A 16,385-nucleotide genomic window follows, 5' to 3' on the forward strand; every position below is an offset into this window, starting at 1 on the left:
CCATTTACACCTTATTAACGACCCTTATTAGTAATTTCAATTAGACCTTCTTCAAACAAGTGTAATAAAAAGGTAATTACCTGCTCCTCACATTCTTCTTGATCTATTTGATAATTAGATAATAATGTTGTAATTATTTTGTTTACCGAGACTGGTTCTTTTATTACATCCCAGATGACTCCCCCCGTCTCACCTAAATTGTAATATTTCCCATTGTCTATACTTAACATTACTTTTTCTCCACCCATATCGCTGACAATATGGCCTTCTCTTTGGCTAACTATATCGTTTAATAAAATACTTTGATTTGTAATCATTTATTCATTCCTCCTTATTAATTTTATTTAGAATCAGATTGGTTAGATCATTTGCAGTAAATCGATTAATTGGTCGCTGTAATTGAAAGGCCTCTATCTTGGTCGCGATCTTTGCCGTTATATGAAAATGCCACTCCATTAAGCCAAGACGAGCCATTAAAAAATTACGATACGTATGATAAAACAACATATGCAAACGTTCCAATGACGAAATAGCTTCTATCTTAATATCATCGTTTTCTGTTTTAATTAATTCAAACACTCCTGTTAATGGCAGTGATGTCGATGAAAATTGAGCAGTTACTGGAACCGCAAATTTCATTTCTCTCTCAAATATTGGACGATAGTTAGCCGACTCCATTCCAAAAGCATCTAAACTTTCTTGCCAAAGCTTTTGTTGTGGATAGGCAGGCGTTACAATTGGAATATTTTCATTAGAAAGAGAAATAGGTATGACATCATCACTCAATAGTTGATAACCTTTATTTAAAAAAGAAGAAGCTAATGTTGACTTTCCAGCCCCTGAATCACCAACAATCGCATAAGCCCTTCCATTTATAGCAATTGCACTTCCATGTAAAGGAAGGATTTTTCTTTGTAATAAAAGTGCCCCCATACAAGTACCAAGAATATAAAGACGAACATGGTCTGTGTTCGCACCTCTCATAGGTGAAACAATAATCTTATGTCCATTCTCTATCATATAAATTGCCGTATTCGGTACTTGAAACATTACCAAGTTTTCTTTAACAACATAATAGCGGTTTGGTTCTGCTAATTCATTCCAGCGATGTGTTAACTCTTTAAATTCTACGAAAACATCAATTGTATCTAGCTCCCTGTCTGCCATCCTAGGTAATTCAGGTAAAGGGACTTGACTAATAATATTTAAGCCGAAAGCTTTATAAATGACCTTGTTTAAAGTAGTTACCATACTAACCTCCGGGCTTTTCTTTTAATGTTTTTGTAAAGCCCTTATACTTCGTGATTTAGTATAAGAGCTTTTACAATAGTAAAATAATAATTTAACTAGTTCCAAGAGGATCACCACCATTACCTTTACAACTCGCATTCGATCTTCCTGGGTGAGTTTCATGCTTTCCTTCTGAAACATCAAAGCAATCGGCATTGGCGTTTCCAGGTCCATTCAACGTCATACTGATATCAAGAGTCTCTATCACTGGAATTTTCCATTGTCGCTTCATTTATTCACCTCCTTTCAGCTAAAAGCTCTTCAAGAATCGATAAACGATTAAACTTCTTGTTAATATTTTAAATTCATCTGTCCATACAAAATTGGGACTAGGTTGATCCTCTAATTTTGATAAAATATTCCCGATTACATTTATATCTAAAATATTGGCCATAGCGGAATCCTGCTTAATCTGATGTAGTTCTTCTACAAAAGCTTTCCAACTATCTTTCATACGATGAATTGTATCTGCTGCTTGAATTCCTCGAACATAATGGTTTAGCCTTACACTATCTGGAAGGATACCTTTCGTTGCTCTCCGCAAAAACGATCGTTGCATTCCATTTTTAACATATTGATCTTCCGGTATCGATAAACAAAATTGGATAACACGTAAATCATTTGTGGGATCACGATCCCATAATGAATATCGTAAAGACATTTTCGTTGTGGCTGTTCCGCTTTTGTTCCAAACATAAAGTTGGTTATAATAATTCTTTCTATATTCATTAAGATCTCCATGGAAATTCCCCGATATGCCAATATCATATTGTTGAAGTTTATTATATATATTAGTTTTCTGGGCAAATGTCGAATTAATAAAGGCTGGGAATTGATAGGCAGACCCTTCAGCTTTTCTGAAAAAATTAGCGATTTTAGGAAACGCATTCCTTACCGCAACCGGCAAAATCACCTTTTTACCGGTTATGAAGTTCTGACAGTATATAGTTAATTCTCTATTTAAGTGAAATAATCTTAGCTTTTTTAATAGTGAGGCATAGTATTCAATATTTAGTCGCTCAGACCCCCAAGAGATGGAGTGATTACCTCTCGATCCGTTTAATACTATTTTCACACCATCTTTTTGAGCCTGGTCACCTATACCGCTTAGCCAATAGGCATTTTCAAAAAATTTATATGGCATTTCCAACAGATCTAAGAAATTATCTACTTCAGATAATGGATTTTTGTCTTCAAAGCTTAGATATCGATCTTTAATATTCCCTACATAACCGACAGTTTCTTTAATATATGGAGTTTCATCTGCTGCATAATATTTTGGAGTCCAATCATTAAAACTTTCTTCTGGGATGTAGCTATACGTATGTAATCGTTTATTTATTTGTTTAAGCGCTTTAGCTGCAAAACTTACAACCGATCCTGAATCAAGCCCACCACTTAGATGTGCTCCAACATTTCCATGTGTACGTAGTTTTTCAGTAACCGCTAAATTAAAAACCTCGTGAAACGCTTCGTAGTACTCTTCATCAGATTTTAATCTTAAGATTTCAGTTGCGGGTAAATGCCAGTATCTTTCAAGAGAGACCTTACCGTTTTGTATTGTAATAGTATGAGATGGAGGAAGTTGAAAAATATCTTTATAAACTGTGTTATTTACGTTTACACTTTCAATAATCGTTGGAATCGCTATAAATTCCGCAAGCCACTCTTCATTTAATTTCTTTTTGATATATGGCAGCTTGAGAAGCGGTTCCAAAATTGTGCAAAAGGTAAAACGTGAATGATCTTTGTAATAATAAAGGGTACGTGCTCCCGAAAAATCTCTAGCACCAAAAAGAGTCTGATTTCTTTCATCCCAGATCATATAGGCAAAATCACCGATTAAATATTTAGGTGATTCCTTGCCCCATTTTAAGTATGCAAGTAAAATTAATTCACTATCTGTGATCGTAGTTCTTTCAGATTTATTTACTTGTAATCTTTCAAATAATTCCGTTCGATTATCTATGATTGCATCAGCTGTAATAGCAATCTGTCGTTCATAATCATAATAAGGTAATCGTTCATTAATAGATTCAGGGGTGATCCATTGGACATGGCATCCGAAAAAAACTTTCCTACTATGCCATATGTGAATATCATCGGAAGGAAATCGTTCGAAGGATTTCATCAAATTATTGCCATGATCAAGAAGGATTGGATCATTAGTGAATTGGTAAATTCCTGTTATTGCGCTCATTTTGTAAACCTCCTTTCCTTATGGATTTCATTTTTAGAAAAAGCCCTCATACTTCCGATTTGTATAAGGGCGGTAACTCTAAATACTTTAAATCCTTAACTATAGTGGACGACATCATGCTCCATTGCATCTGGATCTGGTTGAACAGCATCCGGCGTTTTAATTCCAGGTCCGGCCATTGTCAAACTTACATTAAGTATTTCTATCTCTGGCTTTTTCCACGCTTTTTTCATCGTGTCACCTCCTTTCAATTTAGGGTTTTAATAAATCGGTGTAAAATAAGACTTCTCATTAAAACTTTTAACTCAAATTCAAATGCTAATTCAGGTTTTGGATTATCTTTAATCATCGAGACGCACTTTTCTAAAACATGAACATCTAAATACTCCTGTATGAACGGTTCGCTTTTTAATTGTTCTACTTCATTGATAAATCTACCCCAATATTGCTTCATCCGATGTACTCCATCAGCCCCCTGAACACCTTTAGTTCGCACATTTAAACGTATTTTGTCAGGTAAATAACCTTCTGTGGACCTTCTTACTAGGGCCCTCCCTATACCGTTTTGTACATATTGATCTTCAGGAAGTGATAAGCAAAATCGCACCACTCTTAAATCATTTGTGGGATCACGGTCTACTACCCCATAGTTCAATGATAACTTTGATCCATATGTTCCAATTGTGTTCCAATAATACAATTGTTGAAACTGTCGCTTTCTTATCTTATAGGAATTTGAATCTATCCTACCTCTAGGGTCGATACCATGTTCATATAATTTCTCTAATACATTAGTTCTAATAGCAAAATCTTTGTTTATGAAAATAGGGAATTCGTCTTCTTTTGAATATTGATTCTGATACAAGAATGGAAATGCTTTTTTTGTTACCGCTGACATTACTCTTTTTCTCCCTGAGCCTACATTTTTACTAAATTGATACACTTCTTTATAAAGTCGCAACCAATTCAGTCTTCTTAACAATAAGGCATAGTAATCCACGGTTGGTCCCCAAGATATAGACCAGTTACCTCTCTGGCCATTTAAAAGGATTCCGATTCCCTTTTTACTCGCTTCTTCATAAATCCCCTTTAACCAAAACGTATTTTCAAAGAATTTATAGGGCATTTCCATTTTCTCAATCCAATCATCTATCTCCGTATATGGATTCCGATCCTCAAAGCTTAAATAATTCGGTGATATATTCCTTACATGTTGTACGATCGACTCGATTTGTGGTCTTTCGTCGGCAATTCTACTTTTGTGTGTCCAATCTACAAAATCCTCGACAGGAACATAACTAAAAGTATGTAATCTTTTATTCTCCTTTAAAAGAGATTTTGCTGCAAAGCTAGCGACCGATGACGAATCCAATCCCCCACTTAAATGTGAACCAACATGATGATGAGTACGTAATCGATCGTTCACAGCTCTTTGAAAGACATCCTTAAATGCCTCTACGTATTCCTCATTTGATTTTAAAATGAGTTTATTTCCTTCGGGTAAAGTACTGTATCTTTTAAGTGTCACATTATTTTCTGTAACTAAAATTGAGTGTGAAGGAGGAACATGCTCAACATTTCTGTATATCGTCGATATTGGTTCAACCGAGTCAAACATTAATGGATTAGCCAAAAACTCAGCAAGCCATTGTTCATTCAATTCTTTCTTAATATAAGGTAGCGTAAATAATGGCTTTATTACGGTACAAAAAGCAAATCGTTGTTGACTTCGGAAAAAATACAGCGTTCTTGCTCCCGAAAAATCCCTTGCTCCAAACAACTTACACTCTTTTATATCCCATATCATAAAAGCAAAGTCTCCGACCAAAAATTTCGGTGATTCTTCCCCCCACTTATGGTAAGCAAGCAAAATTAATTGGCTATCAGTTATCTTTGTTCTATCCTCACAATTTACATGTAATCTTTCAAACAGTTCATCTCGGTTATCAATGATGGCATCGGCAGTGATCGCTAGCTGTCTATCATAATCGTAAAATGGTAATTGTTCACCGATTGATTCAGGGGTAATCCACTGAGCATGACAGCCTAGAAAAATATTTTCTTTACGCCATGTCTGAATATCATTTGCAGGAAACTTTTCTAGCGCTTTCATTATTCCATTACTTTGATCAACGGATACTGGTTCGCCGTTAAGATGATAAATACCAGCTATTGCACTCATTTTTTCCCTCCAACATAAACCATAGTTGTTCTTATTAAAGAACAATCGAATTAAATTGTGTAAGGCATTTTTAAAAAAAATACCTATTTATAATTTGCTAGTTGTCAGAATAATATTCTTTAAAACAGCCAACTTGTTCTATATAAAGAATATATATGTAACAAAAATAACACCTATGAAAGCGAAAGTCAACTACTTCATACATTTTTTTCAGAATTTCGCCAAGCTTCTTTCCTATAAATAGTAGCCAATAAAAACACAACGGTATTTGTACGAATGGATAAACAAATACCGTCAGAATGATTATTTAACAAGTTTATATGGATCTTCATTTGAAGCAGTCAATTGCATTTTTTCAAGTTCTAACTTTAATTTTTCTGTTTCTAATAAATAATTTTCATGCTTTATTTTTTCTAATTGTAATTGTTCTTGAATTAAGCTCATTTTTATTTTATTGCTTTTTCGAAGATGCTCTGTGATGATGGCAACGATTGGTATTGAAAAGATCATAATTGGAATAACTATCCACATTGATTTGACCTCCCTATTACGTATTATTTTATAAGTATATAATATATTCACAGAACTTGAAATTACTCTTCACCCTAATTTTCAATACTTCGCCATAAATAGAGTGATGCATAGCTTAAATAAGGCTCCCATTCCTCACTATATTGCTGCATCTCGGTTATTGTCGGTTTTTGCTCAAGCTTAAATAACGCTTTGATTGCGTTTTGAATGCCGATATCTGCCATCGGAAATAAGTTTGCTCTTCCAAGACCAAATAAAAGGAAGTTTTGAGCAGTCCATGGTCCAATTCCCCGAATTTTTGTTAACTCTTTGATGACTACCTCTTCCGGTAGCTGCGCAAGATGTTCTAAATTGAGCTCGCCACTTACAATTAGTTTTGATAAATCGATGATGTACTCCGCTTTCCTCTGGCTAAATTTTAAGTTTCTTAATTGCTCAATATGTAATTCCGCTACGGTTTTGGGCGATGGATAAAAAGGGACCCCATCCAATTCAAAGCCAAATGTTTTAACAAATTGTTCTGTTAAAGAAATGGCAAACTTCATGTTCAATTGCTGATGAATAATCGATTTCACTAATGTATTGTATAAAGAAAACTCCAATACAATCGGTGTGCCATAATGTTTTGCAAAAACATCTTTCAAAGACGTTGTAGAAAAATGCTGATCAATCTCACTAAGAGAAATATCCCACTGAAAAATAGAAGCGACCTTTTGCAGCACATTGAATTTTGACGAAGAATCCTGTCCACTAATAAGGAACTCGGGCTTTTCAGTCGTTCCGATCGCTCGAACTGTCGCAACCTCCGGAGAATTTGAATAGATCGGAACCTTGATCATCCTTTCCTCCTGAGTAACAATATTTAACGGATCTATTGCTAGTCTACTTAATGCGAGATCAAATTGATACGGACCCGCGATTTCGATTTTTTCCTGCCACATTTATATTCACCACGCTTTCCTTCTTTCTCATTATATAATAATTTATCGTACTAAAAAACACACTGCGACATTTCATCGAGTGTGTCTTCGATTGGCTTAGTTTATAATCGGATTCTTCATTCTTTCTTTTATCATATACTCATCCAAGCTTTTAAAGACATATCCGCGCTTCTTTAAGTCTTTTAGGACTTGTTCCAGTGCGTCTGCATTATCTTTTGATACGGTGTGAAGCAGCATGACTGAGCCGGGGTGAACTTGGGCCATTATATTGTCGTATGCATATTTCGAACCCTTTTGGTCATTTGTAACCCAATCCCGGTAAGCAAGCGACCAAAGGACATGGATATAACCGGCATCTTTCGCAATTTTTAACGTTCTTTCACTTAATATTCCACGCGGTGGGCGTAAATATTGCATCGTTTTTTGACCAGTAAGCTTGGCAGTTGCTTCTTGCACTTTCGAAAGCTCTACTATTATTTGCTGTTCGCTAATTTGCGTCATATCGGGATGGCTCCATGAATGATTCCCGATAATATGTCCTTCATTAACCATTCGTTTCGCTAAGTCTGCCGCTGTTTCTAAATAGTGTCCTGTTACAAAAAAAGTCGCAGGTACTTTTTCTTTTTTTAGAACATCGAGTATTTGAGCCGTGTAGCCATTTTCATATCCATTATCAAATGTTAGGTACAATATTTTTTCATTTGGACTGCCTTTATAAAAAGCATCATATTTTTCTAAAAGCTGATCATAAGGAACTCCTGCCTCTGCTTGTTGTTCATTGGAGCCTTTTTTAAATCCCCAATGAATCGGTTGATTGGATAGCGCTGATACAGGAATCGCAGCTAGAAAAATAAGGAAAAGAGCTGGGATTACATAGATAATCTTTTTCATTTGTATTCCTCATTTCTTTCTTTTCCTATATATTTTTCATTTGCCGTAAAATCATGCCTTCCAGCTTTTACAACTTATTTTGCTTGGTATATAAAAGATAGATGATCTTGAATCGGCAACCATGCCCCAACTGGCTGCGATGTAGCATTTTTCACAACAATTTTTCGTTTTGTGCCTTTAATAATTAAGTACACTTCACCGTATGTTACCTCACCTTTTTCAATGACTGCTGGAACGTAGGCATCTAAGTAGCCAGCTTGCTTCGGATGAACATTATAAATTTGATGATGCTTCGTACCTGCCCCAATATTTGTTTCATTTCCAAGAGGTAGCTTCGACTTTTTCATTGCCTTCAATAATATCATTTTTTGTACATCATCTGAATGAGGTACTTTCAACGTTAACCCGCCTTTTACTCTTTTATGCATTTGCTGTGTATAAGAAATCTGATGGTTGGCTGTTCCGGCATTGTTATCATACACGTTCGTATTTACTTTTTGATATTTCCAATTCACATTCATTTCATGTGATTTATAATTTAATGGCCATTCACCCATATAGATAGTTGCACGCATTCCAATAGAAAAGGGTGATTTATTAATCGCAGATTCATTTAAAAGTCGAATTAAATGGGGGTTTTCGATTGGCTCTTCCGCCGAATCAAGTAATTCTTTTGTAAATTTACTTGGCTTTAAATACGGCTGGTCCTGTGCTTGACTTGGAATTGTGTTCTCCTTTCCAATATTTACAACGGAGGATGGTATTTCAAATGTCTTTTCAGCACCATGAACGGATGCTCCACCAATTACAATAAAAAATAATAAAAGCACCATTTTCACGAATGTCATCGACAGTTTCATAAAGGTATACTCCTTTCCTATGGGCGGCTGCTCGAGCCGTCGTTTACCTTTATGTTTTTCCTAATTGAACATGTTTATCCACTCTTATAATAAATAAAAGCCAATTCCCATAATCAAATAAGCGGCTAACAATGTTGCCCCTTCAAACCAGTTGGATTCTCCATCGTTTGCAATGACGATCGTGAGAAGAACGGAAGTCACCATTGCAACGACTTCAGGAATAGTAAATACGAGTGGCATGTTAATCTGGAAAAATAATGATGCAATGACGAGAATCGGCGCAACAAACATACAAATTTGTAACGTTGAACCAACAGCGATTTCAACAGCTACATCCATTTTATCTTTATAGGCCATTAATACAGCCGAAGCATGCTCTGCCGCATTTCCAACGATTGCGACGATGATGACTCCAATAAATAATTCAGTCCATCCGAATTTTTCACCAACGGCTTGAAATGTATGAACAAGTCGTTCAGACGTATAAGCAACAGCGATTGTCGAAATTCCTAAAATAATAATCGCCTTTGTTTTTGTCCACTCGGGTATTTCTTCTTCTATATTTTCTTCCGTTTCTTTCGACTGATACACTCCCCGATGGGTAACAAGTTTAAAAAAGAGTGCAGCCAAATATAATGTAATCATGATAATCGATATACCAACACTTAAACTAATCGTTTTCGCCTCATTCATGTTTTGTGAAAAAATTTCTGGGATGACAAAAGCGACGATTACAGCAAACATGAGCAAACCTGAATTATGCCTTGCATCGTACACATTAAATGTTTGCCGCTTAAACTTTAATCCGCCGATAAAAAAGGACAGCCCGCCAACAAGCAATAAATTCCCAATAACAGAACCTGTTAAAGAGGCAAGCACAACACCAATAAGACCCGCCTTTAACGCAAAGATTGAGATAATTAATTCAACGGCATTACCAAATGTTGCATTCAGTAACCCTCCAATACGAGGACCGGCAACAATCGTTAAACTTTCTGTTGCTCTCCCCATAATACTAGCAAGCCCGATAATCGTAATACAATAAACTCCAAACATGAGTACATTAGAGAAATGGAATAACGATCCGATTACTGATAAAGGAAATCCGATGAAAACGACTCCTAAAAAAAATTTGTTCAACATCTCGTCCAAATCCTTCCATTTTGAATAATGCTCGATCTTTCATTAATATTTCAACTTTTCCCTAGAATAGAGTTTTTTACCCTTACTTTTTTCTTGTTTTTCCAGCTTTCTATCGAAAAAGGGACTTATCAGATAAGATGACAAGTCCCCTCATTCAAACGGTGTTATGAATGGCATTCTCCATTTCGCTCACCAAAAAGTGAATTCACTTCTCCTCCTACCATCATAATAATGGCAGAAATATAAAACCAAAGCATCAGAATAATGATTCCTCCAATACTTCCGTATGTCGAGGAATAGTTCCCAAAATACGAAACATAATGGGAAAACCCTAAAGAAACGATGATCCATCCGACACTAGCAAAAATGGCACCGGGAACGGCTGCTAAGCATTTAATTTTTACACTTGGCGCAATATAATAAATGCCAAGAAATACGATAAATAAAATGACCGGACTTATAACCCATCGTAATAAATTCCATGTTTTTAAAAAAGCTACTGACAACCCAAATTGAGAGAAAATAAATATTCCGAGCTGTTTACCAAATACCGGAAGTAGAAGCGCTAATAGAAAAACAAAGATCATTGCAAGCGTTAATAATATAGCTAGCCCTCTTGCTACTAGAAACGGTCTTTTTTCCGTTACATCATATGCTCTATTTAACGAGCGCATTAGCGCATTCATCCCATTTGATGCCGACCAGATTGTCCCGATTATCCCGATCGACAACAGCCCTCCGCTTCTGTTTTCCATAACTTCATTAATTGTATTTTGAATCATGGAAAATGTCTCCGTAGGTGCAAAATCTTTAATAACATTAAAAATATCATCCTGTGTCAATGGTGTATACGGAAGTAATGTAACGATAAAAATAAGCAAAGGGAACAATGAAAGTAAAAAGAAATAGGCTAATTGAGCAGCCATTCCTGTAACATCATTATCCATCACTTTTGCCAACAGTCTTTTTAAAAACTTCCGATTTATTCGTACGTTCTTCTTTCGCTTTTTCAGAGTGGCCACCACCTAAATATCATCATTACTTTATATTTTACCTTTTTTCTTATCATCAAACATATTCATAAAATGTTGACAATTTCCCATTGTAATGAAAGGATGGAAGATATGAATAAAAGGATAGGGGGTTTGGATTATGGATTTGACAAAAAGTTCACGTGAAAATATTGAATATATGCTTAACGAAATTATTACGAAGTTAAGAATGGTTAATATCGGAGCAATTAAATCAGATAGCCTTGACGAAGAGCGCTACGAAGAGCTTCAGGAAATTTATGAATTGGTGATGAAAAAAAATAGCTTTAGCCCAAACGAGATGCAAGCATTGGCGGAAGAGCTTGGTCAATTAAGAAGAGCGTAAATGATAAATTAAGGGAAAGGAAGGCGAACCCCTCCTTTCCCTTATTCTATGAAACTACTATGCATTAATTGATAAACGACGTTTTCTCGAAAGCAAGAACATTGCAACACCCGTTAATAATAGGGATATTCCAAGCATGAGCCAATTATAATCGTTTGTTGCCGTGTTTGGTAAGCTGCCTTTCTTTGTATGTTTCGTTTTATCGTCCTTTTTATCTTTTTTCGTGTCATCTTTTGATCCATTTCCAGGATCTTTCGCACCCGGGACAGGGGTTTTATCGTCATCCCCATCATCTGGATCTTGAACAGGATCTTTAGGATCGACAGGTGGTGTGTCGTCTGGCTTGTCAACTTGAGCAAAGACACCGTAATTCGAGAAGTGAGTAACAACTATGCTAATTGTTTGTAACTCCTTATTTTTCTCTCCTTTCTGACTTTCCCATTTACCTTCGGCTTCGTTATAATAGTAAATATCTACATCTTCCGGTGAATCAGCATCATAGCCCATCATAAGTGTAAACGTTCCTTCGTAATCTTTAAACCCTTCTGGATATTGGAATTCAAAATTCAAAGCATCGCCAAAAGCTTTTAGTCCTTCTGCTTTGGAGAGGGCATCTTCGCTTGTAAGTGTAACAGTGAGTAACGTTCCTTCTGGAAGATCATTCGGCAATAATAAGGTTACATCCGCTCCAATAATCCGGATCAGCTCATCCGAGTTCACCATTAGCTCTTTTCCTAATTCAACATCTTTTACATAAGGTTCTTCCGGGTCTGGATCTTCGATTTTTGGGAATGACGGATTAATTGCTCCGATAAATGCACTAGCAAGTGCTTCATACCCAGCCGCACTTGGATGAATATTAGCTTGGTTCGGAAGATACGTTTGATAGTTTCCTTCAAATAATTGAGCAACGGGTACAAACGTCGCACCAAATTGGGATGTTGGCATTGATATTGCCGTGTTTAAATTGAATAGCATTGGCTTCGTCATAATTTCTTGCACTTCCGCTGGTAAATATGGAAGAGCATTATAATAACCCATAACGTAAATTTTAGAAGTAGGGTTTACCGACCTAATTGCCCCTAATATTTGTGCCGTGTTCGAGCCAACCTCCCCAATAATCCCTGGAATCGCAGCTAGTTTTGTCAATGCATCTCCTAAAAGCTGAGCCGCTTGTTGTGCTTGCTCGGCAGCCACTTTTGCTTCATTGGACACATTTACAGCTGTTATTGCACCATCGGCCGCTGCCTTTGCTGTACTCGCCTTTGCCGAAGCATCGGATAATTGGGCCACAATCTCATCTGCCAATGTTTTTAAGTCATCCGGTATAAATGTTTTTAGTGAATTGATTATAGTTACCGTCTCATTTAGTTTTGCCCCAGCGGTATTCAATTCACTTGAAACTGTTTCTAATGACCCCGCGCTATTATAAGTATCCAGAGCTAATCCAACACTCGTCTGTGCAGTTAAAACATTCGAAAGAATATTGTCTAAAGTCGGCTGAACGAGTGGAAGTTTCTCAGCAGGTATTTTTGTTTTGATCACCTCTATTGCTCCCGTGACTTCTAAATTATTCATTGCGTTCTTAATTTCGTTTACTTCTCTTTCAACTGCGCTTTTTGCAATATCCTCAGCATCTGCCGCTAGTTTGGCATTCGCCATTGTTACTTCGGCTAATTGTTGTACTTCTGCTAATTTTTCCTTGTTTAAATCAGCTGGATTTATGCCGGAACTAAGTATCGGCATTAGTCCTCCTAAAATATCATTCGCACCTACGCTTATCGTGATAATGTCCGCATCTGCTAATTTTGAAATTTCGGATAGCCCCGCTAGTACTTGCCCTGACGTAGCACCCGATTTACCGGCATTATGTACATTTACCTCATATCCATTTCCCTCTAGACTATTTTTAATTAATCCAACATACCCCGTACTAGGTGTATTGTCAGAAAGAATTCCTGCCGCCAATGAATCACCTAACGCGACATAATTAACTGTGTTTGTCTTCCCTTCATTAGCTAATGTTGATAATGGGGCAAAAGCGAGTACAAAGACAAGCATTAATAGTAGTGCGCGCGATCGTTTTATTACTCTTTGCAAATGAAATCATCCTTTCCTTTTAAGTATTTTTGAGGACCTTAAACTATGTAAACTCCATAGTATAACTCGTTAACTACTAAATTATTACCTTCCTTTCATAGATTATTTATTATATATATATTATCAAAAGCAATACAATTTGCAATATTCTGTATTTTTCTTTAAGTAAACTTAATATATATAGTCCTTTCGAACTAACATCTAACTTTCTATCCGGAGCCTATTGCAATAGAAAAAGCCCTTCCTCGCTTATAATCGAGAAAAGGCTTATTTAAGGATAAGTGCAACTATTATCTATTTTGCATCCAATCCGGTTTTGTAAAATCAACGAAGTCTGAGTCGATAACCGCTTCGAATTCTTCTGATTCTACTACTTCTTTAATGTCTTTTACAAATTGAGCATCTTTGTTTTTTGTGTCAATAACGACGCGGTTGCGGAAAACATCATCCATATCTTCAATTGCAATGCCGTCTTCTGGTTTCATTTTCGCTGCAAATGCGAAGTTTCCTGGTACTGCTGCCATATCCGCGCTTTCAACCGCACGTGGAAGCTGACCTGCTTCAATCGGTTGGAATTTAATATTTTTAAAGTTGTCTTTAATGTCTTTTTCAGAAATCGTTAAATGACTAACATCGTCTTTTAATGTAATCAAGCCTTCTTGTTCTAAAATTAATAGCGCTCTTCCCATATTCGTTGGGTCATTTGGTAACGCTAGAGTCGCTCCTTCTGTAATTTCATCTAATGAATTAAATACATTAGAGAAAATAACCATTGGTGAAGTTGGAACAGTAATTACCTCTGACAGGTTCAGTTTGTTTTGCTCTGCAAAAGTTTCCATGTATACTAAATTTTGAAAGACGTTCGCATCGATATCACCGTTTGCTAAAGCATTGTTTGGCTGAATGTAATCGCTGAATTCTACTACTTCCACTTTATAGCCTTTTTTCTCCAAGCCAGGTTTAATCGCTTTTGTAACCATATCTGTGAATGGTCCAGCTGTTGCACCAATTTTTACTTCCTTTTTATCTTCGTTTGCTGCACCTTCGTCTTTGCTACCACCACATGCAGCAAGTACACTAATTGCTAGAATGATTGTAACTGCTAAAAACCATTTTTTCATGTCTGTTTCCTCCTGAAGTTTATCTTTTATCTGCATATTTTGCCCAGCGGTCTCCAATAAATTGGATCAACTGAACTAATATTACTAACAAAATAACGGTTGTAAACATAATGACTGTATCATAGCGATAATATCCGAAGCGAATGGCTAAATCCCCAATACCCCCGCCGCCAACAGTACCTGCCATCGCTGAGTAAGCGACAAGGCTAATCGTCGTTAACGTGATACCTTGAATAAGACTTGGCTTTGCTTCTGATATGAGCACATCTTTAATGATCATCCACGGTGTTGCGCCAACTGCAATCGCCGCTTCGATCACCCCTTTATCAATTTCTCTAAAAGATGTTTCTACAATTCTTGCATAAAATGGGATCGCAGCAACCGATAAGGAAACGATGGCTGCCGTAGGTCCTATAGCTTTTCCTACAATTAAAATCGTAAATGGAATGAGGAGAACGAGTAAGATAATAAACGGAATCGAGCGAATTAAGTTTACTAGAAAGCCAACTGTCGATTTCACCAACTTATTTTCCCAAAACATACCTTGATCCGTAACAAACAGTAGTACCCCTAACGGTAATCCAATAATGACCGAAACGAGAAGTGCAATCCCGACCATATAAATTGTTTCAAAAAAAGCTTTATTCAAATCTGGCAGCATTTCGATTATATGCTCAACCATGAGTGACCACCTCTGCATTTCCCGTTCTTTCTTGTAAATATTGAATGGCTTTTTCTACCTCTGGTCCCTCGCCAATCAATTCCATGATGAAAATTCCTAACGGTTCTTCTTGAATATATTCAATATTCCCATGTAAAAAGTTCCCTTTAACTTTGAATTGCTGCAGCGCATCTGAAACGACCGTTTCACCGGCTTTTGATCCCTTAAATTGGATTCTTACAATTTCTCCCGAACATTGTTTTAATAATTTCTCCGGAATATCCAATTGTAAAATATCACCGATAAACTCCTTTGTTAGCTCTGCCTTTGGCGTTGCAAAAATATCGTATACTGAACCAAGCTCAACAATCTTTCCATCTTGCATGACAGCCATCCGATCACAAATTTCTTTCACAACTTCCATTTCATGTGTAATCAGAACGATTGTGATGCCAAGCTCTTTATTAATTTTTTTCAATAGAGCTAAAATCGACTTCGTCGTGCTTGGGTCAAGCGCTGATGTTGCTTCATCACATAATAAAACAGATGGATTATTCGCAAGTGCTCTAGCAATACCGACACGTTGTTTTTGTCCACCGCTTAATTGTGATGGATACACATCCCTTTTATCGGAAAGACCTACCATATGGAGTAGTTGTTCTGCCCTTTTTACACGTTCTGCCTGTGGATAATTGGCGGCTTTTAAAGCGAAGATAATATTTTCAATAATCGTTTTAGAACTAATTAAGTAGAAATGTTGAAAAATCATCCCAATTTTCAGACGAGCTTGGCGCAGCTCAGACGCTGAAAGCTTTGTTAAATCAGTCCCATCAATAATTACAGACCCTGATGTCGGTTTTTCCAGCAAATTCAGGCAGCGAATCAGAGAACTTTTACCAGCGCCTGAGTAACCGACGATGCCAAAAATTTCACCTTTTTTTATCGATAAGGATACATTATCGACACCAACCACTTCGCCTTTTTTTGTTTTATATTTTTTTGTTATATTGCTTATTTGTATCATATTCTCCACCTCAAAAAGTAAAAATGCCTCTTTCATCTTGAAAGAGGCATCGAAAATTCATTGT

At 36.5% G+C, this 16,385-nt stretch carries 17 protein-coding genes; 1 reads left to right on the top strand and 16 read right to left on the bottom strand.

The window, feature by feature from the left end:
• Positions 1–14: 14 nt before the first annotated feature.
• The 12 genes from KHA95_RS14020 to KHA95_RS14075 all read right to left on the bottom strand — a co-directional run bounded on the left by KHA95_RS14020 (position 15) and on the right by KHA95_RS14075 (position 11,051).
• The gene (locus KHA95_RS14020) at positions 15–317 is read right to left on the bottom strand and encodes a lasso peptide biosynthesis PqqD family chaperone (RefSeq protein ID WP_213138153.1); all 303 of its coding nucleotides are present in this window, start codon (positions 315–317) and stop codon (positions 15–17) included.
• A 4-nt stretch (positions 318–321) separates the two neighbouring features.
• On the bottom strand, positions 322–1,251 hold the full coding sequence (locus KHA95_RS14025) for a phosphoenolpyruvate carboxykinase (ATP) (protein WP_213138154.1): 930 nt from the start codon (positions 1,249–1,251) through the stop codon (positions 322–324).
• Positions 1,252–1,342: 91 nt separating this feature from the next.
• Positions 1,343–1,522 (bottom strand): paeninodin family lasso peptide, encoded by a 180-nt coding sequence (locus tag KHA95_RS23180; RefSeq protein ID WP_213138155.1) that lies wholly within the window; start codon positions 1,520–1,522, stop codon positions 1,343–1,345.
• A gap of 18 nt (positions 1,523–1,540) precedes the next feature.
• Positions 1,541–3,490, bottom strand: coding sequence for an asparagine synthase-related protein (locus KHA95_RS14035; protein WP_213138156.1), 1,950 nt, complete (start codon positions 3,488–3,490; stop codon positions 1,541–1,543).
• A 95-nt stretch (positions 3,491–3,585) separates the two neighbouring features.
• Positions 3,586–3,723: a paeninodin family lasso peptide gene (locus KHA95_RS14040; protein WP_213138157.1), complete on the bottom strand. Its 138-nt coding sequence runs from the start codon at positions 3,721–3,723 to the stop codon at positions 3,586–3,588.
• 14 nt (positions 3,724–3,737) lie between these two features.
• Complete coding sequence (locus KHA95_RS14045) at positions 3,738–5,672, bottom strand: asparagine synthase-related protein (protein WP_213138158.1); 1,935 nt, start codon at positions 5,670–5,672, stop codon at positions 3,738–3,740.
• Between the two features lie 303 nt (positions 5,673–5,975).
• A complete protein-coding gene (locus tag KHA95_RS14050) occupies positions 5,976–6,203 on the bottom strand; it encodes a hypothetical protein (protein ID WP_249316926.1) in 228 nt (75 codons plus the stop codon).
• A 74-nt stretch (positions 6,204–6,277) separates the two neighbouring features.
• Positions 6,278–7,144: a DNA-3-methyladenine glycosylase family protein gene (locus KHA95_RS14055; RefSeq protein WP_213138159.1), complete on the bottom strand. Its 867-nt coding sequence runs from the start codon at positions 7,142–7,144 to the stop codon at positions 6,278–6,280.
• Between the two features lie 96 nt (positions 7,145–7,240).
• Positions 7,241–8,035 carry a delta-lactam-biosynthetic de-N-acetylase gene (pdaA, locus tag KHA95_RS14060; protein WP_213138160.1) on the bottom strand — a complete coding sequence of 265 codons (795 nt, stop codon included), beginning with the start codon at positions 8,033–8,035 and terminating at the stop codon, positions 7,241–7,243.
• 74 nt (positions 8,036–8,109) lie between these two features.
• Complete coding sequence (locus KHA95_RS14065; protein WP_213138161.1) at positions 8,110–8,895, bottom strand: YfkD famly protein; 786 nt, start codon at positions 8,893–8,895, stop codon at positions 8,110–8,112.
• A gap of 84 nt (positions 8,896–8,979) precedes the next feature.
• On the bottom strand, positions 8,980–10,038 hold the full coding sequence (gene cax / locus KHA95_RS14070) for a calcium/proton exchanger (RefSeq protein ID WP_213138162.1): 1,059 nt from the start codon (positions 10,036–10,038) through the stop codon (positions 8,980–8,982).
• Positions 10,039–10,202: 164 nt separating this feature from the next.
• Positions 10,203–11,051 (bottom strand): YihY/virulence factor BrkB family protein, encoded by an 849-nt coding sequence (locus tag KHA95_RS14075; protein ID WP_213138554.1) that lies wholly within the window; start codon positions 11,049–11,051, stop codon positions 10,203–10,205.
• Between the two features lie 139 nt (positions 11,052–11,190).
• Between KHA95_RS14075 and KHA95_RS14080 the strand changes: the two genes are divergently transcribed.
• Positions 11,191–11,415, top strand: a complete 225-nt coding sequence (locus KHA95_RS14080; RefSeq protein ID WP_213138163.1) for a DUF1128 domain-containing protein — start codon at positions 11,191–11,193, stop codon at positions 11,413–11,415.
• A 57-nt stretch (positions 11,416–11,472) separates the two neighbouring features.
• Here KHA95_RS14080 and KHA95_RS14085 read toward each other — a convergent pair whose 3' ends face one another.
• From KHA95_RS14085 to KHA95_RS14100, 4 genes are all read right to left on the bottom strand, one after another.
• The gene (locus KHA95_RS14085) at positions 11,473–13,515 is read right to left on the bottom strand and encodes a GDSL-type esterase/lipase family protein (protein WP_213138164.1); all 2,043 of its coding nucleotides are present in this window, start codon (positions 13,513–13,515) and stop codon (positions 11,473–11,475) included.
• Between the two features lie 290 nt (positions 13,516–13,805).
• On the bottom strand, positions 13,806–14,636 hold the full coding sequence (locus tag KHA95_RS14090) for a MetQ/NlpA family ABC transporter substrate-binding protein (RefSeq protein ID WP_213138165.1): 831 nt from the start codon (positions 14,634–14,636) through the stop codon (positions 13,806–13,808).
• A 19-nt stretch (positions 14,637–14,655) separates the two neighbouring features.
• A complete protein-coding gene (locus KHA95_RS14095; protein ID WP_249316929.1) occupies positions 14,656–15,318 on the bottom strand; it encodes a methionine ABC transporter permease in 663 nt (220 codons plus the stop codon).
• Complete coding sequence (locus tag KHA95_RS14100) at positions 15,311–16,321, bottom strand: methionine ABC transporter ATP-binding protein (protein ID WP_213138167.1); 1,011 nt, start codon at positions 16,319–16,321, stop codon at positions 15,311–15,313. Before KHA95_RS14100 ends, KHA95_RS14095 begins: the two co-directional genes overlap by 8 nt.
• Positions 16,322–16,385 lie beyond the last annotated feature (64 nt).

The sequence above is a fragment of the Bacillus sp. FJAT-50079 genome, from assembly GCF_018343515.1.
Classification (GTDB): Bacteria; Bacillota; Bacilli; order Bacillales; family Bacillaceae_C; genus Lederbergia.

Coding starts and splice junctions, on each gene's coding strand:
- KHA95_RS14095 (WP_249316929.1), bottom strand. CDS start 15,318: ATGGTTGAGCATATAATCGAAATGCTGCCAGATTTGAATAAAGCTTTT.
- KHA95_RS14055 (WP_213138159.1), bottom strand. CDS start 7,144: ATGTGGCAGGAAAAAATCGAAATCGCGGGTCCGTATCAATTTGATCTC.
- KHA95_RS14090 (WP_213138165.1), bottom strand. CDS start 14,636: ATGAAAAAATGGTTTTTAGCAGTTACAATCATTCTAGCAATTAGTGTA.
- KHA95_RS14050 (WP_249316926.1), bottom strand. CDS start 6,203: ATGTGGATAGTTATTCCAATTATGATCTTTTCAATACCAATCGTTGCC.
- KHA95_RS23180 (WP_213138155.1), bottom strand. CDS start 1,522: ATGAAGCGACAATGGAAAATTCCAGTGATAGAGACTCTTGATATCAGT.
- pdaA (WP_213138160.1), bottom strand. CDS start 8,035: ATGAAAAAGATTATCTATGTAATCCCAGCTCTTTTCCTTATTTTTCTA.
- KHA95_RS14020 (WP_213138153.1), bottom strand. CDS start 317: ATGATTACAAATCAAAGTATTTTATTAAACGATATAGTTAGCCAAAGA.
- KHA95_RS14040 (WP_213138157.1), bottom strand. CDS start 3,723: ATGAAAAAAGCGTGGAAAAAGCCAGAGATAGAAATACTTAATGTAAGT.
- KHA95_RS14100 (WP_213138167.1), bottom strand. CDS start 16,321: ATGATACAAATAAGCAATATAACAAAAAAATATAAAACAAAAAAAGGC.
- KHA95_RS14080 (WP_213138163.1), top strand. CDS start 11,191: ATGGATTTGACAAAAAGTTCACGTGAAAATATTGAATATATGCTTAAC.
- KHA95_RS14065 (WP_213138161.1), bottom strand. CDS start 8,895: ATGAAACTGTCGATGACATTCGTGAAAATGGTGCTTTTATTATTTTTT.
- KHA95_RS14045 (WP_213138158.1), bottom strand. CDS start 5,672: ATGAGTGCAATAGCTGGTATTTATCATCTTAACGGCGAACCAGTATCC.
- KHA95_RS14025 (WP_213138154.1), bottom strand. CDS start 1,251: ATGGTAACTACTTTAAACAAGGTCATTTATAAAGCTTTCGGCTTAAAT.
- KHA95_RS14035 (WP_213138156.1), bottom strand. CDS start 3,490: ATGAGCGCAATAACAGGAATTTACCAATTCACTAATGATCCAATCCTT.
- cax (WP_213138162.1), bottom strand. CDS start 10,038: ATGTTGAACAAATTTTTTTTAGGAGTCGTTTTCATCGGATTTCCTTTA.